The following is a 20978-nucleotide window of genomic DNA, read 5'->3' on the forward strand; positions in this document are numbered from 1 at the left end:
GCGGGATGAGCGGCGGCGATCTGGTCGTCATCGGCAACGGCATGGTGGGGCAGCGCTTCGTCGAGGCGCTGCGTGCCCGGGACCACGACCGGCGCTGGCGGGTCACGGTGCTCGCCGAGGAGGGCCGGCCGGCGTACGACCGGGTGCGGCTCTCGGCCTTCTTCGACGGGGTCGGCGCCGAGGAGCTGAACCTGCACACCCCCGACGACGGGGTGGCGCTGCGCCTGGGCGAGCCGGCCACCGGGATCGACCGGGCGCGGCGGGTGGTGACCACGGCGACCGGCGAGCATCCGTACGACGCGCTGGTGCTCGCCACCGGCTCGTACGCCTTCGTGCCGCCGGTCGACGGCACGGACCTGCCGGGGGTCTTCGTCTACCGGACCCTGGACGACCTCGCGGCGATCCGGGCGCACGCCACGGGCCGGCGGACCGGCGCGGTGATCGGCGGCGGCCTGCTCGGCCTGGAGGCGGCGAACGCGCTCCGGCTGCTCGGCCTGGCGACCAGCGTCGTCGAGTTCGCGCCCCGGCTGATGCCGGTGCAGGTGGACGAGGCGGGCGGCGCGATGCTCCGGCGCTACGTCGAGGAGCTGGGCGTCACCACGCACCTCGGGGTGGCCACCACCGCGCTGCGCCCCGGCCCGGACGGCGCGGTGGCGGTGCTGGAGCTCTCCGACGGCAGCACGGTCGACGCCGACCTGGTCGTCGTCGCCGCCGGCATCCGGCCCCGCGACGAGCTGGCCCGGGCCGCCGGGCTGGGGGTCGGCCCGCGCGGCGGCGTGCTGGTGGACGCGGCGTGCCGGACGGAGGACGAACGGATCTGGGCGGTCGGCGAGTGTGCGGCCGTGGACGGCACCTGCCACGGCCTGGTCGCTCCCGGGTACGCGACGGCCGAGGTGGTCGCCGACCGGCTGCTCGGCGGGGCGGCCACCTTCCCCGGCGCGGACACCGCCACCAAGCTCAAGCTGCTCGGCGTGGACGTGGCGTCGTTCGGCGACGCGCACGGCGCCACCCCCGGCTGCCTCGACGTCACCTTCACCGACCCGGCCACCCGGTCGTACGCGAAGCTGGTCCTCTCCGACGACGCGCGGACGCTGCTCGGCGGCGTGCTGGTCGGGGATGCGAGCGCCTACCCGACGCTGCGGGCCAGCGTCGGCGGGCCGCTGCCCGCTCCCCCGCTGGCGCTGCTGGCGCCGGCCGGCGAGAGCGGCGGCGGGGTGGCCGCGCTGCCCGGCGCGGCGCAGGTCTGCTCCTGCAACGCGGTGACCCGGGACGACATCGACGCGGCGATCGCCGGTGGCTGCGCGGACGTGCCGGCGCTGAAGGCGTGCACCCGGGCCGGCACGAGCTGCGGCTCCTGCGTGCCGATGCTGAAGCAGCTCCTCGACGCGGCCGGGGTGCAGCAGTCCACCGCGCTCTGCGAGCACTTCGACGCCAGCCGGCAGGAGCTGTTCGAGATCGTCCAGGTGCGCGGCATCCGCACCTTCTCCCAGCTCATCGTCGAGCACGGGCGCGGGCGGGGCTGCGACATCTGCAAGCCGGTGGTCGCCTCGATCCTCGCCTCGCTCGGCACCGGGCACGTCCTCGACGGCGAGCAGGCGTCGCTGCAGGACACCAACGACCACTTCCTGGCCAACCTGCAACGCGACGGCAGCTACTCGGTGGTGCCCCGGGTCCCCGGCGGGGAGATCACCCCGGAGAAGCTGATCGTGATCGGCGAGGTGGCCCGGGACTTCCGGCTCTACACCAAGATCACCGGCGGGCAGCGGATCGACCTGTTCGGGGCCCGGGTCGAGCAGCTGCCGCAGATCTGGCGCCGGCTGGTCGACGCCGGCTTCGAGTCCGGCCACGCGTACGGCAAGGCGCTGCGCACGGTGAAGTCCTGCGTTGGCGAGACCTGGTGCCGGTACGGGGTGCAGGACTCGGTCGGGCTGGCCATCGCGCTGGAGCTGCGCTACCGGGGCCTGCGCGCCCCGCACAAGATCAAGTCGGCCGTCTCCGGCTGCGCCCGGGAGTGCGCCGAGGCGCGCAGCAAGGACTTCGGCATCATCGCCACCGAGACCGGCTGGAACCTCTACCTCGGCGGCAACGGCGGCTTCCGCCCCCGGCACGCCGACCTGTTCGCCACTGATCTATCCACAGAAGCGCTGATTTCGCTAATCGACAGATTCTTGATGTATTACATCCGCACCGCCGACCGGCTGCAACGCACCGCCGCCTGGATCGAGGCGCTGGAGGGCGGCCTCGACCACCTGCGCGCGGTCATCGTGGACGACTCCCTCGGGCTCTGCGCGGACCTCGACGCGGCGATGGCCCGGCACGTGGCGTCGTACTCCGACGAGTGGCGGGACGTCCTCGACGACCCGGACCGGCTGCGCCGGTTCACCTCCTTCGTCAACGCCCCGCACGTGCCGGACCCGTCCATCACCTTCAACGTGGAGCGCGGCCAACCCGTACCGGCACGTGGGGCGCCGCCGACGACCGGCGCGGACCGCCGCCGCCAGCCGGTCGCGCTCGGCCTTCCGGAGGTACGCCGATGAGCGGGCACAGCGAGCGAATCAACCAGGTCAGCGCCGTGGAAGCTCGTCGCGGCGCCGACCGGAGCGAGGTGACGCGATGAGCCCGACGAGCACGCTGGACTGGACGGCGGTCTGCCCCCTCGGCCGGCTGGACCCCGACCGGGGCGTCGCCGCGCTGGTCGACGGTGTCCAGGTGGCGCTCTTCGTCACCGGCGGCGAGCTGTACGCGGTCGACAACCTCGACCCGGTCGGCGGCGCGTACGTGATGTCCCGGGGCATCGTGGGCAGCCGCGGCGGCGTGCCGACGCTCGCCTCCCCGCTGCACAAGCAGGTCTACGACCTGCGGACCGGGCGCTGCCTGGACCTGCCGGACGTGACGCTGCGGCGGCACGAGGCGCGTTGCCGGGACGGGGTGGTCGAGGTGCGGCTGCGACCGGAGGAGTGATGGCCGACGAACTGGCCGGCTTCACGATCGGGGTCACCGCGGACCGGCGGCGGGACGAGCTGGCCGCGCTGCTCCAGCGGCGCGGCGCCCGGGTGGTGCTCGCCCCGGCGCTGCGGATCGTGCCGCTGGCCGACGACACCGACCTGCGCGAGGCCACCCGGGCCTGCCTCGACCGGCCGCCGGACATCCTGATGGCGAACACCGGCATCGGGATGCGGGGCTGGCTGGAGGCGGCCGAGGGCTGGGGGCTGGCCGAACCGCTGCGCTCGGTGCTCGGCCGGTCGTACGTGGTGGCCCGCGGGCCCAAGGCGCGCGGCGCGATCCGGGCCGCCGGCCTGCACGACCAGTGGTCGCCGGCCTCGGAGAGCTGCGAGGAGGTGGTGGCGCACCTGCGCCGGCGCGGCGTGGCCGGGCAGGTCATCGCGATGCAGCTGCACGGCGACCGGCAGCCGGAGTGCACCGCCGCGCTGGAGGACGCGGGGGCCACGGTGATCGAGGTGCCGGTCTACCGCTGGGCCGCGCCGACCGACCCGGCACCGCTGCACCGGCTGATCGACCTGGTCGCCGGCCGGCTGGTGGACGCGGTCACATTCACCTCCGCCCCGGCGGCGGAGGCCCTGCTACGAGCGGCCGGAGACCGCACCGAGACGGTGCTGGAGGCGCTCCGCGGGGACGTGCTGGCCAGCTGCGTCGGCGCGGTCACCGCGGAGCCGCTGGTCCGGCGGGGGGTGCCGGTGAGCGCCCCGAGTCGGGCCCGGCTCGGGGCGCTGGTCCGCACGATCGTCGACGAGCTGCCGAGCCGGACGGTGAGCGTCAAGGCCGCCGGTCACCTGCTCACCCTGCGCGGGCACGCGGCCGTGGTCGACGGGGAGCTGCGCCCGCTGGCGCCGGCCCCGATGGCCGTGCTGCGGGCGCTGGCCCGGACGCCGGGCCGGGTGCTGTCGCGGACCGCCCTGCTCCGGACGCTCCCCCGGGGCGCCGACGAGCACGCGGTGGAGATGGCCGTGGCCCGGCTGCGGGCCGGCCTGCGCGCCCCGCGCGTGGTGCAGACCGTCGTCAAGCGCGGCTACCGGCTCCGGGTGGAATAAGCCGGAGGCCCTGCGGCGCCGTCTCCGGTGGCGGAGGCGGCGCCATATCGACACGTACCCGGACCGCCCCGCACCGGGGCAGACTGCGTCAGCCGACCGGGGTAGGAAAACCGCGACCGTGCTCGGCCTGGAGGCGGAGCATGGCGTGCTCGACGACCGTCACCAGCACCTGCTTGACCGAGTCCCGCTGCCGCGCGTCGCACATCACCAGCGGCACGTCCGGCGAGATCGCCAGCGCCTCGCGGACCTCCTCCAGCTCGTAGTGCGGCGCGTCGTCGAACCGGTTCAGCGCCACCACGTACGGCAGGTTGCGGTTCTCGAAGTAGTCGAGCGGGGCGAAGGCGTCGGTGATCCGCCGGGTGTCGACCAGCACCGCGGCGCCCACCGCGCCCCGGATGAGCTCGTCCCACATGAACCAGAAGCGGGTCTGGCCCGGCGTGCCGAAGAGGTAGAGGATCAGGTCCTGGGCCATGGTGATCCGGCCGAAGTCCATGGCGACCGTGGTGGTCTCCTTGCCGGGCACCTTCGACGGGTCGTCGATGCCCACCCCGGCGGCCGTCATCAACGCCTCGGTGGTCAGCGGAGTGATCTCGGAGATCGCTCCGACCAGGGTCGTCTTGCCGACGCCGAAGCCACCCGCGACCACGATCTTCGCGGAGATGATCTCCCGGCTGCGGCGCGCCCCGGCGGGGTCATAATTCGCGAAGTCCACTTAGCACCCTTCCAAGCAGGTTCATCCGCTCCTCGAATCCCTCGGCGGGAGCGGCGGTGTGTAGCGTCAGCAGGCCCTCGGCCACCATGTCGGCGACCAGCACCCGGGCGACGCCCAGCGGCATCCGGGTGTACGCGGCGACCTCCGCGAGCGACTGTGCCCGGCCCTCGCAGACCGTGGCGATGCGGTGCTTGTCGTGCCCGGCGAACCGCGCCTCGGCCACCTGGGTGGGTGTGCACGACAGCACCGCCTCCAGGGCGATGTTCTGCAGCGGCTCGGTGCGGCCCCGGGTGACCGCGTACGGTCGCACCAGCGCGCCGCGCGGGTCCCGCCGTGGTTCCATCTCGCGATCACCTCCCTCCGTACGGAGCCGGGCCGGCTCCGGATCACCAAGTCACGCGGGTTCCGGTCAGGATCGGACGGCGTCCCGGGGCAGCGGCACCAGGGCCGCCCCCACCCGCTCCACCAGCAGCGCCATCTCGTAGCCCACCTGGCCGACGTCGCAGCTGCGCGCGGCGAGCACCGCCATCGACGAGCCGTCGCTGATCGACATCAGGAACAGGTAGCCGCTGTCCATCTCGATCACGGTCTGGAGCACGCCACCCGCGCTGAACATCCGCGCCGCACCCTCGGTCAGGCTCACCACACCGGACGTGATCGCGGCGAGCTGGTCCGCCCGGTCCCCGGGGAGGTCCCGGGAGGAGGCGAGCAGCAGCCCGTCCGCGGACACCGCCACCACGTGGGCGATGCCCGCCACGCTGTCGGCGAAGTTGGTGAGCAGCCAACCCATGTCCTGCATGGCCGCTGGCCTGTTCATCGGTTCGTCTCCTTGATCGAGGTGCTGTTCAGGTCCGCGCCGGCCGTCCGACCCCGCTGCACACCGCGGTGGTAGGCCGACAGCAGGCCGCGTACTTCGTCGGGCGTGCGCCGGCTCTGGGGCCGGCCCCCCTTCGGCTCGATGCCGCCGGGGACGAGCTGGGCCTGCGGCACCCGCTTCGGCAGACCGGAGCGGGTGGTCCCGCCGGTGGTCGGCTCGGCGGCCCGGGTCGCCCGCGACCAGCCGTCGTCGGCCGCCGTCCGCCAGGCGTCCGGGTCCACCGCGGGCGGCGCCGACGCCGACGCGGAGACCGGTGGCACGGGCGGGGGTGCGGCCGCGGCGGGCGGCGCGGACGACGCCGACGGCGGGGTGTACGGCGGCGGCGACGAGGCCCGGCCCGACGCCCGGGCGCCCGGGGTACGGGTCGGCAGCGGCGGCCGCGACGCCGCGGCGACCGGCTGCTGCGCGGCCGGGGCCGGGTCGTCGTCGAACCGGGGCCGGGTGAAGATCGTCGTCTCGTCGTCACCGTGGGAGCGGAACCAGACCGCCTCCATCTCCCGGAAGATCGGCGCCTCGGCCGGCTGTTCCGACCGGGCGACCACCGGGGCGGCCGGGGGCGGAGCCACCGGCGCCGGCGGGGTCAGGGGCGACATCGGGGCCGGGCCGGCCGCGGCGGCGCCGGCCAGCCCGGCGATCGGACCCACCGGCAGCCCCGAGCTGCCCGGACCGGCCGCCTCCCCGCCCGAGGTCCGCTTCGGCAGCGGGTCGCTGGTGGGGTAGGCGACGGTGGGCGTACCCACCGGGAGGCCGCCGCTGGAGACGGGGGCCGGCGGCGGGGGCGCGGCCGGCGTGGCCGGCATGCTGGGCAGGCTCGGCAGCGCGCCGGTGGAGCCGCCCACCTGCACCGCGGGGCCGGGGTCCCGCGCCTCGGCCGGCCCCTGCCAGCGGGCCGGCGCGGGCGTCGCGGTACGCCACTGGTCGGTCAGGGTGGCCGCGGCGGTACGCCCGGCGCCGGCCAGCGGGTCGGCGTGGCCGACCGGGGAGAGCGGCGTCTGCTCGACGGCCAGCGGCTGGCGCGGCCGGGCCAGCGGCGCCGGGTCGTGGCCCCGGCTGGCCGGCAGCACCACCGTGGAGTTCGGCAGGGTCACCTGGGCGACCGTCCCGCCCTCCACGTTGCGCCGCAGCTCGACGCGGATGCCGTAGCGGGAGGCGAGCCGACTCACCACGGCGAGGCCCATCAGCCGGAACGCGGCCACATCCACGGTCGGCGGGGCGGCCAGCCGCCGGTTCAGCGAGTCGAGCTGCTCGTCGGTGAGGCCCAGACCGCGGTCCTCCACCTGGATCAGCACGTAGTCCCGGATCCGCCGACCGTCGGCCACCACCGTGGTGTTCGGCGGGGAGAACCGGGTGGCGTTGTCCAGCAGCTCGGCGACCAGCCGGACCACGTCGTTGACCGCGTGCGCGGAGACCGAGACGTCGGTGTCGACCGTGCCGAACTCGATCCGGTTGTAGAGCTCCACCTCGGACTGGGCGGCCCGCAGCACGTCCACCAGGAGCGCGTCGTCGCGGCGCGGCACGGCCGAGTCGGCCCCCGCCAGCACCAGCAGGTTCTCGTCGTTGCGGCGCATCCGGGTGGCCAGGTGGTCGAGCTCGAAGAGCTGGGCGAGGCGCTTCGGGTCCTCCTCGCCGCGCTCGATCGCGTCCAGCTCGCCGATCATCCGGTCGACCAGGGTCTGACTGCGCCGGGCCAGGTTGAGGAACATCGCCGAGACGCTGGTCCGCAGCGCGGCCTGCTCGGCCGCCACCCGGACGGCCTCCCGGTGCACCACGTTGAAGGCCACCGCCACCTGGCCGACCTCGTCGCGGTTGCTGAGCTGGATCGGGTCCCGGACCTGCTGGACGATCTCCTCCACCCCGCCGTCGCCGATGGCGCCGATGTTCTGCAGGCGGCTGACCGCCTCCGGCAGGTCGTGGTTGGCCACCGCCAGGGCGCCCTCCCGCAGCCGGCGCAGCGAGTGGTTGAGCGAGCGGGCGAGGACCACGGCGAGGGTCACCGCGATGAGCAGGGTGAGCAGCACGAGCGCCGTCTCGAAGACCGCCTGCCGGATGACCTCCGTACGCGCCGCGTCGGCGTCGGCCAGGAGCCGGTCCTGCAGCTGGATCTCGGCCCACCGCATCAGGTCGTCGACCGCGCCGATGGCGGCGGAGGCGTCGTCCCGGGTGACCAGCGGGCGCTGCCCGACCGACCGGGACAGGTCGGCCGCGACCCGGTCGGAGAGCTGCACCGCGTCGCCGGAGACCGTGCTGTCGACCAGGCTCCGCTGCTCCGGCTCGGCGGCGCGCGAGAAGGAGAGCAGCGCCTCCTGCTGACTGGTCAGGGTCGCCACGAAGGAGGAGAACTGCTCCTCGTCGAGCCGCCCGGAGGCCAGCGCGGTGAAGGCCACCGCCTGCTCCTCGGCGACCGCCGCCTTGGCGTGGGCGAAGGCGGCCACCGCCCGGCGGGCGTCGGCCAGACTCTCCCCGCCGGACTGCTGGGCGAGGGTGTCGCCGTACGAGACGAGGTCGGTCAGGATGATGCCGTAGCGCAGGCTCGCCTCGGACACCGGCATCTGCTGCCGGTCCAGCACCTCCTGCCGGGTGCCGTTCAACGTCGTTAGGTGGTCGTCGATGACCTTGAGCCGGTCCCGGACCGAGGCCGGCAGCTCGTCGAGCTGGCCGCGCTCCTCCCGGTACGCCGTGATCCGCTCGTCGGTGCGGCGGACCCGCAGGTTGTAGTCGTCCGGCTTCTGGTCGGGCGCGGCCAGGTAGACGGCGGCGGCCATCCGTTCCTTGTGCAGGTCCTGGCCGAGCGCCGAGATGTCGATCGAGAGCGCGGTGAGGGAGCGGATCCGGGTGGCGTCGTAGGCGCCCTCACCGACCGAGACGAGTCGGATGGTCGCCAACGCGATGACAGCCGCGACCGGGACGACCAGGATGAGGGCGAGCTTGGAGCGGATCCGCGCGTCCCGCAGCCGGGGCAGCCGCCGTCGCCGGTTCCGCAGGTCCGCACCGGGGCTCTCGAACAGGGTCGTAGGTCCGGTGCTCACGACATCGCCTCCGTCGTTTCTTCCACGCCTGACCCGCCGACCCGTGCCTGGTGCAGCGGCCAGCGCCACGCGCGGCACGGCCGCGATTTCATCAGAGAAGATCCTGTTTGGGAAGTCGCAGTGAGGCAGGAAACGGTCGGCGGACACTCAAGCCGGTCTCCGGTCAACTATTACCTTCTTTTCCCCAGCCCCCTGAACAGGGCATGTACATCCAGAGTGGTCGGTCGGATGCTGCGAAGTGAGCGGCAGTAAACATTCGATGTCCCCACCATATGGGATGAGTGTCCCGAAACAGCTCCCGGCTTCCGCGCTTGACCGCAGGGCCCCGCGTTGGCAAGGTTTTGCAGGCTTCGCGCACACCGTACGGCAGACCGATCCCGTTCTCCACTGAGGACGGACAAGCGGCGGTGATCGGGCATCGCCCGCGCCGCACCTGGAGGACTGAGTTGAGCCCCATCCGCTCCGCGAGCATCGCGGCGCTCGCATCGGCCGTGCTGGCCACCACGCTCACCGGCTGCCAGTTCGGCGAGGAGCAGCGGGACACCAGCCCGATCGTCATCGCCGCGGACCTCGAACTCTCCGGCGCCTCGGCACCGGTCGGCAAGGTGTACCAACGGGCGCTGGAACTGAAGATCGAGCAGTTGAACTCCTCCGGCGCGCTGGGCGGCCGGAAGATCCAGCTCAAGGTGAAGGACAACCGCTCGGACGCCGCCGAGTCCCTGCGCAACATCAACGATTTCAGCAACGACTCCAACGTCAGCGCCATCATCATGGGCGGCTGCAACGAATGCGCGGTGGGCGCCGTACGCACGATCGGCGAGAAGCGCATTCCGACGATCGCACTCGCCGCCGCCGGCGCCATCACCGAACCGATCGCCCAGCGCCGGTACGTCTTCAAGCTGGCCCCCAACGCGGTCGACAGCGCCGGCGCGCTCACCACCGAGTTGACCCGCCGCAACATCCGCAAGGTGACCGTGCTGCACAGCGCCGACGACTACGGGCAGGAGGGGCTGAGCGCGCTGCGCGGCGAATTCACCAAGGCCGGCATCCGGCTGCTCGGCGCCGAGGCCGTACGCACCACCGACACCGACGTGACCAACCAGGTCGCGTCGCTGGTGGAGCCGGAGCCGCAGGCGCTGATCGTCTGGACGCCGCCGGAGCAGGCGTCGCTCGCGGCCGCCAGCGCCCGGCAGGCCAAGTTCGCCGGGTCGCTCTTCTTCGACGCGTCGGCCGCGGGCGACCTCTTCCTCGGCGGCGCGGCGCGGACCACCGAGAAGGCGACCCTGATCTTCACCCAGACCATGGTGATCGACGACGTCATCGCCACCACCCCGGCCAAGGCGGCCCGCCGCCAGTGGTTCCAGGGCTACACCGCGCGCTTCGGCGGGTACAACGGCTTCTCGTCCTTCGCCGCGGACGCGGTCCAGCTCGTCGCGGACGCCGAACTGCGCGCCGGCGGGGAGCCCGGCCGGGTGGACCGGGACGCCCTCCGCGACGTCCTGGAGACGTCGCAGCTGGACGGCCTCTCCGGCCCGATCCGGATGACCCCGGACAACCACTCCGGCCTGATGCCCCAGGCGCTGACGACCCTGGTCGCCCGCGGCGGCCGCTGGCGCCTGGCGGGCTGAGCTCGTCGAGATCCTGGCGGGAAGTGGCCCCCGGAAGGGCGACTTCCCGCCAGGATCTCGCTGGTCAGCGGGACGAGGTGGTGGCGCGCACCCAGGGGAGGGCGAGGCGCTCGACGAGGCCGAGGGCGGAGTAGAGCAGGATGCTCATCACCGCGATCAGCACGATCGCCGCCCAGGCCGTCGCGGTGTCCCCGATCCCGTTGTACTGGAGGATCTGGTAGCCCAGCCCCGGCTTGTCCGAGTAGAACTCCCCGATCACCGCGCCGATCGCGGCGAGCGGCATCGCCACCTTCAACCCGACGAAGATCTGCGGCAGGGCGGCCGGGAAGCGCACCTTGCGGAACGACTGCCACCAGGAGGCGTTCAGCGAGCGGGCCACGTCGGCCAGGTCAGCCGGGGTGGTGGTCAGCCCGGTCGCGGTGGAAAGCACGATCGGGAAGAAGCAGAGCAGGAACACCATGGTCAGGATCGGCTTCTGACCCCAGCCCACCGAGACCACCAGCAGCGGACCGAGCGCGATCTTCGGCACCGCGTTGATCGCCACCAGCAGCGGCGCGAACATCCGCTCCACCCGCCGGGAGGCGGCCAGCGCCATGCCGATCAGCACGCCCGCCACCGAGGAGAGCAGGAAGCCGAGGACGGTCATCGCGGTGGTGATCCCCAGCGCCGGCAGCAGCACCTCGCTCGTCCCGGTCAGCGCGCTCCAGACCACCTGCGGCGGCGGCAGGGACGCCGGATGGACCAGGTGCAGGCCCGACGTCACCGTCCACCAGACCGTCACCGCGATCAGCAGCCCGAGCGCCGGCAGCCCCACCGTCGCCGGACGTACGCCGGCCCGGCGCGACCCGGCCGGCTCCGGCGCGGCCTGGCCCGGCGCCGGCGTGCCGGCCCAGGCCCCGATGAACTCCGTCAACGTGTCCTCCTCTGCTCGACCGGCCCCACGACCGGCCCGGGAAGGGGGTGCGCCCCACCGGAACCCCGGCGGGCCGCACCCCCGTTGTCCGAGTCGACCGGTCAGGCCTTCGGCGCGACGTTGAAGTCGATGATCTGGTCGGGGGTCAGGTTCTGCTTGAGCGCGCCCGCGCCCTGCAGCAGGGCGATGCTCTTGGCGACCCGGCCGCTGTCCAGGGTGCCCAGCGCGGTGCCGGAGTTGCTGGAGCGGACGTACGCGGCCATCAGCTGCAGCTCGGCGGCGGCCGCGGCCGGGTTGGTGGCGGCCACGTTCCGCTTCAGGATGTCGGCCGCCTCCTGCGGGTTGGCCAGGGCGTACTCCAGGCCCTTGAGCAGCGCCTCGGTGAAGCGCTTGACCATCTCCGGCTTCTCCTTGGCGATCTTCGTGGAGGTGATCAGCGCGTTTCCGTAGAGGTCCTGCATGACGTTGCTGTACGGCAGCACGACCGGCTTCTTCTTGGTCACCGCCTCGACGGTCGGCTGACCGACCACGAACTGGCCGATGCCGTCGACCGAGCCGGAGGCGAGCGTGCCCATCAGCGTCTGCGGCTCACCGTTGACCCAGGTCACCTTGCTGGCGTCGACGCCGGCCAGCTTGGCGTACGTGGGGAAGAGGTTGCGCACGACGGAGCTGGGGGTGTCGGCGAGCTTCTTGCCCTCCAGGTCCTTCGGCGTGGCGATGTTCTTGCCCTCGACCGAGACGATGGCGGCCATGGTGCGCTGCTGGATCGCCGCCACCGCGACGAAGTCCTTGGCCTGGCCGTTGCCGAGCTGGAGGATGCCGCCGGTGAGGTCGATCGGGCCGAAGTCCGCCTGGCCGCCGACGATGGTCTGGATGACATAGCCGGTGCCCTGGCCGGGCTTGATCTCCACGTCGAAGCCGGCGTCCTTGAAGAAGCCCTTCTCCTTCGCCACCCAGGCGTAGGAGTCACGGCCGAAGTTGCCGAACGAGGTGAGATAGGTCACCTTCTCCATCCCGACGGCACCCGCGCTCTTGGCGTCGTCGGACTTGTCCGAGCCGCTGCTGCAGGCGGAGACCAGGGCGAGGGCGGTGGCCAGCGCGGCCGCGGCGACCGTACGGGTCAGCCTTCTCATCAGTGCACCATGTCCTTTCCGACCAGGTCAGGTTCACCCGGACGGGTCGTGGGTCCGACGGGCGCCGGCAGGAGGGGCAGCCGGCGGGACCGTCGTGAGGGGACTATTCGCGGGCACAGCGTACGAGAAGGCCAGCTTCGCCAGACCGCGCGTATCGATTGCGGAACGGAAACGAAGTTGCACGACGGAAACCGGCGGCCGTCCACCCCGGACGGTGCTATAGGGACGGCCGCCGGTTACCCTTGCCGGGCTCGTGATCGCCGAACGGAAGGGAGCCCGCCGGAGATGATCAAGATGTCCGCGGTGTCCCGCACCTTCGACGGCCGCTCGGGTCGCGTCGAGGCGCTGCGCGGCATCGACCTCGACGTCGCGGAGGGCGAGTTCGTCGCCGTCCTCGGCCGCTCCGGCTGCGGCAAGTCCACCCTGCTCCGCATGATCGCCGGGCTGCTCCCGGTCACCGAGGGCAAGATCACCGTGGCCGGCACGCCGATCACCCGACCCCGCCACGACATCGCCATGCTGTTCCAGCGGCCCGCCCTGCTGCCCTGGCGCTCCGTGCTGGACAACGTCCTGCTCCCGGTCGAGATCTTCGGCTGGAGCCGGGCGAAGCACCGCGAGCGGGCCCGGGACCTGCTGGACCTGGCCGGCCTCGGCGGCTTCGAGAAGCGCCTGCCGCACGAACTCTCCGGCGGCATGCAGCAGCGGGTCTCGCTGTGCCGGTCGCTGATCGGCGAGCCGCGGGTGATGCTGATGGACGAGCCCTTCTCGGCGCTCGACGCGCTCACCCGGGAAGAGCTCTCCGGCGAGCTCCAGCGGGTGCACATGGAGACGAAGGCGACCATCGTCTTCGTCACCCACTCGATCGACGAGGCGGTGCTGCTCGCCGACCGGGTCGTCGTGCTCAGCCCCCGCCCCGGCCGGATCCGCAAGATCCTCGAGGTGGACATCCCCCGCCCCCGCACCCTCGGTCGCAACGCCCACCTGGCCGAGGTGGCCCGGGTCAGCGCCGACCTGCACGAGCTGTTGATGGAACGGGACGCCCCGGTCGTTCCGGCGCAGGCCGGGGACGCGGCGGCCGACCCGGCGCAGCAGACGCCGGTGGAGTCCGGCACGGGAGGACGGTGACCATGCGGGTGTCCGTCTTCACCGAACCGCACCGCGGGGCCAGCTACGACGACCAGCTCCGGTTCGCCCGCCTGGTCGAGGCGGCCGGGTTCGAGGGCTTCCTCCGCGCCGACCACTACCAGTCGATGGGCGACGACCCCGGCCTGCCCGGCCCGACGGACGCCTGGCTGACCCTGGCCGGGCTGGCCCGGGAGACCTCCCGGATCCGGCTCGGCACGCTGGTCAGCTCGGCCACCTTCCGGCTCCCCGGGCCCCTCGCGGTGATGGTCGCCCAGGTCGACCAGATGAGCGGGGGCCGGGTCGAGCTGGGCATCGGCGCCGGCTGGTACGAGCGGGAACACCTCTCGTACGGCATCCCCTTCCCCGCAGTGGCCGAGCGGTTCGACCGGCTGGCGGAACAGCTCGAGATCATCACCGGGCTGTGGCGCGCCCCGTCCGACGAGACCTACAGCTTCACCGGTGACCACTACCGGCTGGTGGACGCGCCCGCGCTGCCCAAGCCGGTGCAGCGACCCGGCCCGCCGGTGATCGTCGGCGGTCGCGGCCCCAAGCGCACCCCCGAGCTGGCCGCCCGGTACGCCGACGAGTTCAACATGCCGTTCAAGAGCGTCGCCGAGACGGCCGCCGCGTACGAGCGGGTGGCCGAGGCGTGCCAGCGCACCGGCCGTACGGAGTCCGGGCGGGCGCCGCTGGTGCTCTCCGCCGGCATCGTGGTGGCGATCGGCCGGACCGACGCGGAGGCGCAGCGGCGGGCCGCGCCGCTGCACGTCAAGAGCGCCCTGCCGCCGGAGGACCCGGTGGTCGGCTCCCCGGCACAGCTGGTCGACCGGCTCGGCGAGTTCGCCGCGATCGGCGCCACCCGGGTGCACCTGCGGCTGATCGACTTCTCCGACCTCGACCACCTGGAGCTCATCGCCGCCGAGGTGCTCCCCCAGCTGGACGGAGTCCGATGACCGAACTCGCCCACGACGTCGAACTCGGCCCGGTGGGCCAGGAGATCGTCCACGAGAACGACCGGGTGCGGGTCTGGCACATCCGGCTCGAGCCGGGCGAGCGGCAGCCGCTGCACCGGCACGACCACCCGTACCTGGTGGTGGCGATCCAGGGCGCGAAGAACGTGGTGCAGACCGTCGACGGCACCCGGATCGACGCCGACGAGCCGGCCGGCGGGGTGGTCTACCGCGACCCGGGCGCCGTGCACATGCTCACCAACGTCGGGGACACGACCTATCTGGCCCGCCTGGTCGAGTTGAAGTAGCCACACCGGAGGTATGCGCCGCGCCGCGCTGCGTCAAGGTGGCGATCGGGCGCACCGGGCCGTAACGTGCCCGACATGGCCTTTCGGACGTGGGGCAGGCTGCTGCTCACGGCGCTCGGGGTGAGCGCGCTGGCCGGGGCCGGCCAGCTCGGCATCGCGTACGGGTTCGGCATCGTGCGCCTCAACGGCGCGTTCACCGACGGCTCCGTCAACCGGTGGCCGGCCCAGCTCGTCTGGGTGGCCTGGTTCGCGGCGGTCGCCGCGGTGGCCGGCGCCGTCGGCACCGAACGTCTCGCCCGCCGGGACGGCGTCCCGGGCGGCACCACCGAACAGTTCTCGGTCGCCGGGGCCGCCGCGCTCGGCGCGATCGTCGTCGCGCCTTTGTGCATGCAGCCCGCCCGCGCGGCCGAGTTCGGCGGCACGGTCGACCCGGTCTGGGCGGTCGGCATCTGCGCCATCCTCGGCGCGGTGGTCGGCGCCGGGGCGGCGCTCGCCGTACTGCTGAACCCGCCGCTGGGCTGGAACATCGCGATGACGGGCGGCCTCCTCTGGCTGCTCGCGCTGGTCTCGGTAGCGCCGGCGCTGGCCTCGACCGGGCCGCTGGCCACCGCACGCCTCGGGGTCCTGGAACCGTCGTGGCTGGACACCGCGACGGCCCAGCGCCTGGCCATGCTGCTGCTGCCCACGGTGGCACTGCTCGCAGGCGCGGCGGTCGGCGCGCTGGCCCGCCGACGCGGCCACCCGCCGCTGGTCGGCGGCGCCGCGGGCGCGGCCGGCCCGGCCCTGGTGGCGTTCGCCTACCTGACCGCCGGGCCGGGCGACGCGGCCGACCGGTACCAGCTCGCGCCCTACTACGGGGCGCTCATCGCGGTCGCCGCCGGCGCGCTCGGCTCGACGGCCGCCACCGTGCTGCGCCGGCCGGCGGGGACGCCGGCGACCGGCGCCATCGAGCCGACCGACATCCTCCAGCCCCTCCCGACCGGGCCCACCCCCGCGTACGCGGGGGCTCGGCTGGACCGGACGGAGGACGACCCGGCCACGGCCGACCCGAGCCACGCCGGAGCGCCGACCACGGCCGCGGGCGGCAGCACCGTCGACCTCGACCGCTATCCGGCCGCCCGGGACACCGACCCGGCCGGCGCCGGTCGGCCCACCCCCGCGCACTGGGTCTGGCCGGTGGCGTCGAGCGGCACGCCGACGCCGGCACCGGCCGGCTTCGCCCGACCGGCCACCGGCCGGGCCGCCCGTTCCGACGACGACCGGGGCCGGGCCACCACCCCCGTCCCGGCCACCACCGAGGACCGCGACCTCGCGACCCCGTCGCTGGTACCGGCCGACGACCGCGGCCCCGCGACCCCGTCCGTGGTACCCGCCGACGACCGCGACCTCACGACCCCGTCCGTGCCGTCCGTCGACGACTCTGGCCCCGTGACCTCGGTTCCCGTTCCCGCCGTCGAGGATGACCCGGGCCGCCTGGCCGGCGCTCCGACTCCCGGCGCTGTGGCCCGCGACCGCACCATCGGCCCGCCGGCCGTGATCGGGGCGGGCGGGGCCGGTCCGGTGATCGAACGGGACGCCGACGACCCGGCCCAGAGCCTGCCGGCGCCCACCCCGCTCTCGTCGGCGAGGCGCATCTCGGCCGTCGACGTGGTCGCCGCCGGCCGGACGTCCGCCCCGCAGGCGAAGCGGCCCGCGGCCGGGATCGTGCCGCCCGCCCCGGCGACACCTACGCCCGCGACAGCGACGCCCGCCTCCTGGACGGAGGCAGCGGCACCCACGTCCGGGCATGCGGCCAACGGCCCGTCGACCGGGGCAGCGACGACCGCACCCTCGGCCGGGACGGCGACGCCCACGGCCGACGATGCGGCTCCCGGCCCGGGCGTCCCGGCGCCGGGCGCCACCCGCAGGGGCAAAGCGGCCACGCCCGACGTCGAGGTGTCACCACGCACGCCGGAGAGCGAGGCGCCCCGACCCGGAGCCGAGACGCCGGACGGCGGCCCCCTGACCGGGCTGGCCGGTACGGCGGCCGACGCCCCGGCGTCCCGGTCCGGCTCGCCCGCCGGCTCCGGGTCGGCCTCCCCGGCGCCGTCGACGGGCCGGCCGAAGCGGGCCCGCAAGGCGCGGGCGACCGCCAGCGGGTCGGCCGAGCCGACGCCGACGGCCCCGACGCCGACCCCTACCGACGCCGCACCGGAGACCGGCCACCCCACCCCGACCGGCAAGCCGGCCCGCACCGGCCCCGCACCGGTGGCCGCCACATCCCGGCGGGCCGAGGCGACCGCCGGCGCCGGAAAGCCCCGTACCCCCGGCCGGTCCACCGCCTCCGACGAGGCCACCGCAGCCGCACGGTCCCGTACCGCCGGTCGGTCCACCATCGACGACGAGGCCAGCGCCCCGGACCCGGCCGGGACCGCCGGTATGTCCGGCGCCGCCGGCTGGGCCGGCGGCGCGTCGGGGTCCGCGACGGGCACCGGCCGACCCGACGGGAGCCTGCCGACCTCGCCGCCCGCCGGCCCGGCGCACCTGTCGCCGGCGACGCCCGACGACGCTCCGGCGGAGGCCGGACACGACTTCTCGCCGCGGCCCCGCATCCCGATCTTCGAGGACGCGGATCGGCGCGGCGACGTTCGGCCGGCCTGGCCGATCGCGCCCGCGCCGGCGTGGCCGGCCACTCCCCGGCAGGCCGGCGCGCCCACCGGGTCCACGACGGACGCCGCCGCCGACGAGGCGAGCGGCAGTGCGGTCGAGCCGGCGCCGCGCCCCCGGCACCGCGCGCTGCCCGACCTGGGCCGGGCGGCCAGTTGGGACGCCCTGGCGAACGCGCGGCGCGCGGCCGAGCCGGCGCCGGCCGATTCCCCCGTCCCCGCGCACCAGGCCGACGACCCGGAGCGGGAGCCGGATGACCAATCCCCGGCCCCGGCCGGCGGAGGCGAGGAGGCCGCAGCCGGGAAGTCCCGGCCCCGCCGTGGCCTGTTCCGCCGGAACCGCGCGAAGGGCGGCGAGGAGAGTACGACGGAGCGGAACACCCGGGAGTCGGAGCCGGTGCCGGCGCGCGACGAGGAGTACGTCGACTGGGTCACCGGGCTGGGCCGGCCGACCGCGGAGAGCGACTCCGGTTCGCTGCGTACCGGCCGGCACCACCGGGACTGACCGGTACGCCGGTCGGGCCGACCGCACGGGACGGCCCGACCGGCGTGACCTCAGGCGAGCGGCAGGTAGACCCGGCCGCCGGAGGAGAGGAACTCCTCCGACTTGTCCTTCATGCCCCGGGCGGCGTACTCCTTCAGCTCCTGGGTGATCTTCATGGAGCAGAACTTCGGCCCGCACATCGAGCAGAAGTGCGCGGTCTTCGCCGGTTCCGCGGGGAGCGTCGCGTCGTGGTACGACCGCGCGGTCTCCGGGTCGAGCGAGAGGTTGAACTGGTCCTCCCAGCGGAACTCGAACCGGGCCTTCGACAGCGCGTCGTCCCAGGCCTGCGCGCCCGGGTGGCCCTTGGCCAGGTCGGCGGCGTGCGCCGCGACCTTGTACGCGATCACGCCCGCCTTCACGTCGTCCCGGTCCGGCAGCCCCAGGTGCTCCTTCGGGGTGACGTAGCAGAGCATCGCGGTGCCGAACATGCCGATCATCGCGGCGCCGATAGCCGAGGTGATGTGGTCGTACGCGGGCGCGATGTCGGTGGTCAGCGGGCCGAGGGTGTAGAACGGGGCCTCGTGGCACCACTCCTGCTGGAGGTCCACGTTCTCCTTGATCTTGTGCATCGGCACGTGACCCGGGCCCTCGATCATCACCTGCACGTCGTACTCCCAGGCGATCCTGGTCAGCTCGCCGAGGGTGCGCAGCTCGGCGAACTGCGCCGCGTCGTTGGCGTCGGCGATGGAGCCGGGCCGCAGCCCGTCGCCGAGCGAGAAGGTCACGTCGTACCGCGCGAGGATCTCGCACAGCTCGCGGAAGTTGGTGTAGAGGAAGTTCTCCTCGTGGTGCGCCAGGCACCAGGCCGCCATGATCGAGCCGCCGCGGGAGACGATCCCGGTGACCCGGTCCACCGCGAGGGGCACGTACGGCAGCAGCACCCCGGCGTGCACCGTCATGTAGTCGACGCCCTGCTCGGCCTGCTCGACGACGGTCTGCCGGAACACCTCCCAGCTCAGCTTCACCGGGTCGCCGCCGACCTTCTCCAGGGCCTGGTAGATCGGCACGGTGCCGATCGGTACCGGCGAGTTCCGCACGATCGCCTCGCGGGTCTCGTGGATCCGCTTGCCGGTGGAGAGGTCCATCACCGTGTCGGCGCCCCAGCGGGTCGCCCAGGTCAGCTTCTCCACCTCCTCGGCGACGGAGGAGGTGACCGCCGAGGTGCCGATGTTGGCGTTCACCTTCACCAGGAACGCCTTGCCGATGATCGCCGGCTCGCACTCCGGGTGGTTGACGTTGAGCGGCAGCACCGCCCGCCCGGCGGCGATCTCGTCCCGGACGAACTCCGGCGCGACGCCCTCCCGGACCGCCACGAACTCCATCTCCGGCGTCACCATGCCGGCCCGCGCGTACGCGAGCTGGGTGGGCCGCTTCCCGTCCGCGCCGGCGAGCGGCGTCCCGGCGCCGCGCACCGGTGCCACGTCGCCGCGCGCGGCGATCCACGGGCCGCGCAGCGGCGGCAGCCCGACCGCCGGGTCCGAGCCCGGCCCGGACGTGTCGTAGAGCCGCAGCGGGGGGTTGTCCCCGGTCAGCTCCACCTCGGCGAACGGCACCCGGACGTCCGGCCGTGACCCCTCGACGTAGACCTTGTGACGTGCCTGCATGACAGCCTCCCTGATGGTCAACGGGACCAGCCGAAGTGGTCCAGCGGGCCGCGTCCCGCGCCCAACTCCCAACCCCGCGCGCCGGTCAGCGCGCGGGTGACGTACTCCTTGGCGGCGGCGACCGCGACCGGCACCGGGTCGCCCGCCGCCAGCCGGACGGTGATCGCCGCCGAGAACGAACAGCCGGTGCCGTGGTTGTGCCGGGTGGCCACGCGGGGTGCCCGCAGCAGGGTGGTCGTCCCGCCGCCGGCCAGCACGTCGACCGACTCGCCGGCCGCGTCCACGTCGCCGCCGGTGACCACCACGTGGGCCGGGCCGCCGGCCGCGAGCGCCTCGGCGGCGGCGACCATCTCCTCGACCGTGGTCACCGGGCGTCCGGTGAGGGCGGCGGCCTCCGCGCAGTTCGGCGTCGCCACCTCCGCGTACGGCAGCAGCCGCTCGACCGCCTCCACCACGCCGAGCCGGTGTCCACTGGTGGCGACCAGCACCGGGTCGACGACCAGGCGCGGCAGCCGCCCGGCCCGCGCCGCGTCGGCCACCACGTCGGCGACCGCCGGGGTGCCGAGCATGCCGGTCTTCACCGCCCGTACGCCGAAGTCGCCGAGCACGCTGTCGAGCTGCTCGGTGACCGTCCGGGGTGGCAGCGGCAGGACGGCGTCGACGCCCCGGGTGTTCTGCGCGGTGACGGCGGTGATGACGGACGTGCCGTACGCGCCGAGGGCGGCGAAGACCTTGAGGTCGGCCTGGATGCCGGCGCCCGCGCCGGAGTCCGATCCGGCGATGGTGAGGACGGTCGTCGGGGTCATGTCCCTCACCTGGGCTTCTCGGCGGTTGCGCTTGGGGCTGCGGAGACCGGAGCGCGGTCGTGCCGGGTCCGCGTCGACCGGAACGGCGTCGTCAAAGCCCTGGCTGCCTCGCTGGGGTCTCGCGCTCGCATGATGGCGCCGAGGACAGCCACCCCCACGGCTCCCGCGTCGAGGCAGGCGTGCACCTGTTCCGGGGTTTCCACTCCGCCGAGGGCGAGGATCGGCACGGGGCTGGCCTGGATCAGGTCGCGGAGTCCGTCGGGGTGCAGGGGTGGGCCGTAGCCGGGTTTGGTCCTGGTGGGGAAGACGGGCGACAGGGTCGCGTAGTCCTCTGTGGTGAGTCGGGACAGTTCTGCCCGGTCGTGGCAGGAGCGGCCGACCAGCCCGTGGCGCGGGGGCGGGTAGGGACCGGCCGAGGGTAGGTGTACGGCGTCGCCGTCGAGGGGGTCGGGGCCGGCGACGATCAGGGTGCCGCCGGCCTCGGCGAGGATCGGGCGCAGGTCGGCGGCGAGGGCGGCGCGCTCGGCGCGGGGCAGGTCCTTCTCCCGCAGCACCACCCACCGCGCTCCCCCGGCCACCGCCGCCGCGACCACCTGGGCCAGCGGTCGCCGCGCCTGCCACCGGTCGGTGAGCACGACGAGCCCCGACGCCACCCGCC

The 20978-nt window shown here is 74.3% G+C and carries 17 protein-coding genes; 8 read left to right on the forward strand and 9 right to left on the reverse strand.

The window, feature by feature from the left end:
* Positions 1–5 precede the first annotated feature (5 nt).
* The 3 genes from nirB (at position 6) to ACTWO6_RS29205 (ending at position 4049) form a co-directional block, all read left to right on the forward strand.
* Positions 6–2537 carry a nitrite reductase large subunit NirB gene (gene nirB, locus ACTWO6_RS29195; RefSeq protein ID WP_446216924.1) on the forward strand — a complete coding sequence of 844 codons (2532 nt, stop codon included), beginning with the start codon at positions 6–8 and terminating at the stop codon, positions 2535–2537.
* 76 nt (positions 2538–2613) lie between these two features.
* Positions 2614–2961 carry a nitrite reductase small subunit NirD gene (nirD, locus tag ACTWO6_RS29200; RefSeq protein ID WP_446216925.1) on the forward strand — a complete coding sequence of 116 codons (348 nt, stop codon included), beginning with the start codon at positions 2614–2616 and terminating at the stop codon, positions 2959–2961.
* Entirely contained in the window at positions 2961–4049 is a 1089-nt protein-coding gene (locus ACTWO6_RS29205; protein WP_446216926.1) for a uroporphyrinogen-III synthase, read from the forward strand. The genes nirD and ACTWO6_RS29205 overlap by 1 nt, the downstream gene beginning before the upstream one ends.
* Before the next feature lie 88 nt (positions 4050–4137).
* Here ACTWO6_RS29205 and ACTWO6_RS29210 read toward each other — a convergent pair whose 3' ends face one another.
* The 4 genes from ACTWO6_RS29210 to ACTWO6_RS29225 all read right to left on the reverse strand — a co-directional run bounded on the left by ACTWO6_RS29210 (position 4138) and on the right by ACTWO6_RS29225 (position 8664).
* Positions 4138–4761, reverse strand: coding sequence for a GTP-binding protein (locus ACTWO6_RS29210; RefSeq protein ID WP_446216927.1), 624 nt, complete (start codon positions 4759–4761; stop codon positions 4138–4140).
* Complete coding sequence (locus ACTWO6_RS29215; RefSeq protein WP_130340064.1) at positions 4742–5104, reverse strand: DUF742 domain-containing protein; 363 nt, start codon at positions 5102–5104, stop codon at positions 4742–4744. Before ACTWO6_RS29215 ends, ACTWO6_RS29210 begins: the two co-directional genes overlap by 20 nt.
* Positions 5105–5170: 66 nt before the next feature.
* Positions 5171–5578 carry a roadblock/LC7 domain-containing protein gene (locus tag ACTWO6_RS29220; protein WP_007465177.1) on the reverse strand — a complete coding sequence of 136 codons (408 nt, stop codon included), beginning with the start codon at positions 5576–5578 and terminating at the stop codon, positions 5171–5173.
* Positions 5575–8664, reverse strand: coding sequence for a sensor histidine kinase (locus ACTWO6_RS29225; RefSeq protein WP_446216928.1), 3090 nt, complete (start codon positions 8662–8664; stop codon positions 5575–5577). The genes ACTWO6_RS29220 and ACTWO6_RS29225 overlap by 4 nt, the downstream gene beginning before the upstream one ends.
* A 446-nt stretch (positions 8665–9110) precedes the next feature.
* Between ACTWO6_RS29225 and ACTWO6_RS29230 the strand changes: the two genes are divergently transcribed.
* Positions 9111–10292 carry an ABC transporter substrate-binding protein gene (locus ACTWO6_RS29230; RefSeq protein WP_446216929.1) on the forward strand — a complete coding sequence of 394 codons (1182 nt, stop codon included), beginning with the start codon at positions 9111–9113 and terminating at the stop codon, positions 10290–10292.
* Positions 10293–10356: 64 nt separating this feature from the next.
* Here the strand turns inward: ACTWO6_RS29230 and ACTWO6_RS29235 are convergent, their stop codons facing one another.
* Together ACTWO6_RS29235 and ACTWO6_RS29240 are read right to left on the reverse strand one after the other, a co-directional pair.
* Positions 10357–11205 carry an ABC transporter permease gene (locus ACTWO6_RS29235; RefSeq protein WP_446216930.1) on the reverse strand — a complete coding sequence of 283 codons (849 nt, stop codon included), beginning with the start codon at positions 11203–11205 and terminating at the stop codon, positions 10357–10359.
* Positions 11206–11306: 101 nt separating this feature from the next.
* A complete protein-coding gene (locus tag ACTWO6_RS29240) occupies positions 11307–12338 on the reverse strand; it encodes an ABC transporter substrate-binding protein (RefSeq protein WP_446216931.1) in 1032 nt (343 codons plus the stop codon).
* Positions 12339–12623: 285 nt separating this feature from the next.
* Between ACTWO6_RS29240 and ACTWO6_RS29245 the strand changes: the two genes are divergently transcribed.
* The 4 genes from ACTWO6_RS29245 to ACTWO6_RS29260 all read left to right on the forward strand — a co-directional run bounded on the left by ACTWO6_RS29245 (position 12624) and on the right by ACTWO6_RS29260 (position 17871).
* The gene (locus tag ACTWO6_RS29245; protein WP_446216932.1) at positions 12624–13463 is read left to right on the forward strand and encodes an ABC transporter ATP-binding protein; all 840 of its coding nucleotides are present in this window, start codon (positions 12624–12626) and stop codon (positions 13461–13463) included.
* Positions 13464–13465: 2 nt separating this feature from the next.
* On the forward strand, positions 13466–14416 hold the full coding sequence (locus ACTWO6_RS29250) for an LLM class F420-dependent oxidoreductase (RefSeq protein ID WP_446216933.1): 951 nt from the start codon (positions 13466–13468) through the stop codon (positions 14414–14416).
* Positions 14413–14721 (forward strand): cupin, encoded by a 309-nt coding sequence (locus ACTWO6_RS29255; protein WP_446216934.1) that lies wholly within the window; start codon positions 14413–14415, stop codon positions 14719–14721. Before ACTWO6_RS29250 ends, ACTWO6_RS29255 begins: the two co-directional genes overlap by 4 nt.
* Before the next feature lie 75 nt (positions 14722–14796).
* On the forward strand, positions 14797–17871 hold the full coding sequence (locus tag ACTWO6_RS29260; RefSeq protein WP_446216935.1) for a hypothetical protein: 3075 nt from the start codon (positions 14797–14799) through the stop codon (positions 17869–17871).
* Positions 17872–17921: 50 nt separating this feature from the next.
* Here the strand turns inward: ACTWO6_RS29260 and thiC are convergent, their stop codons facing one another.
* The 3 genes from thiC to ACTWO6_RS29275 are packed head-to-tail and all read right to left on the reverse strand — an operon-like array spanning position 17922 to position 20973.
* Positions 17922–19514, reverse strand: coding sequence for a phosphomethylpyrimidine synthase ThiC (thiC, locus tag ACTWO6_RS29265; protein WP_446216936.1), 1593 nt, complete (start codon positions 19512–19514; stop codon positions 17922–17924).
* Between the two features lie 17 nt (positions 19515–19531).
* Positions 19532–20320: a bifunctional hydroxymethylpyrimidine kinase/phosphomethylpyrimidine kinase gene (gene thiD / locus ACTWO6_RS29270; protein WP_446216937.1), complete on the reverse strand. Its 789-nt coding sequence runs from the start codon at positions 20318–20320 to the stop codon at positions 19532–19534.
* Positions 20321–20325: 5 nt separating this feature from the next.
* Positions 20326–20973, reverse strand: coding sequence for a thiamine phosphate synthase (locus ACTWO6_RS29275; RefSeq protein ID WP_446220812.1), 648 nt, complete (start codon positions 20971–20973; stop codon positions 20326–20328).
* Positions 20974–20978 lie beyond the last annotated feature (5 nt).

This window comes from Micromonospora sp. IBHARD004 (genome assembly GCF_052814115.1).

What these genes read in the sequence shown, in the direction of transcription:
- nirB (WP_446216924.1), top strand. Translation starts at nt 6, where the DNA reads ATGAGCGGCGGCGATCTGGTCGTCATCGGCAACGGCATGGTGGGGCAG.
- nirD (WP_446216925.1), top strand. Translation starts at nt 2,614, where the DNA reads ATGAGCCCGACGAGCACGCTGGACTGGACGGCGGTCTGCCCCCTCGGC.
- ACTWO6_RS29205 (WP_446216926.1), top strand. Translation starts at nt 2,961, where the DNA reads ATGGCCGACGAACTGGCCGGCTTCACGATCGGGGTCACCGCGGACCGG.
- ACTWO6_RS29215 (WP_130340064.1), bottom strand. Translation starts at nt 5,104, where the DNA reads ATGGAACCACGGCGGGACCCGCGCGGCGCGCTGGTGCGACCGTACGCG.
- ACTWO6_RS29220 (WP_007465177.1), bottom strand. Translation starts at nt 5,578, where the DNA reads ATGAACAGGCCAGCGGCCATGCAGGACATGGGTTGGCTGCTCACCAAC.
- ACTWO6_RS29240 (WP_446216931.1), bottom strand. Translation starts at nt 12,338, where the DNA reads ATGAGAAGGCTGACCCGTACGGTCGCCGCGGCCGCGCTGGCCACCGCC.
- ACTWO6_RS29245 (WP_446216932.1), top strand. Translation starts at nt 12,624, where the DNA reads ATGATCAAGATGTCCGCGGTGTCCCGCACCTTCGACGGCCGCTCGGGT.
- ACTWO6_RS29250 (WP_446216933.1), top strand. Translation starts at nt 13,466, where the DNA reads ATGCGGGTGTCCGTCTTCACCGAACCGCACCGCGGGGCCAGCTACGAC.
- ACTWO6_RS29255 (WP_446216934.1), top strand. Translation starts at nt 14,413, where the DNA reads ATGACCGAACTCGCCCACGACGTCGAACTCGGCCCGGTGGGCCAGGAG.
- ACTWO6_RS29260 (WP_446216935.1), top strand. Translation starts at nt 14,797, where the DNA reads ATGGCCTTTCGGACGTGGGGCAGGCTGCTGCTCACGGCGCTCGGGGTG.
- thiC (WP_446216936.1), bottom strand. Translation starts at nt 19,514, where the DNA reads ATGCAGGCACGTCACAAGGTCTACGTCGAGGGGTCACGGCCGGACGTC.
- thiD (WP_446216937.1), bottom strand. Translation starts at nt 20,320, where the DNA reads ATGACCCCGACGACCGTCCTCACCATCGCCGGATCGGACTCCGGCGCG.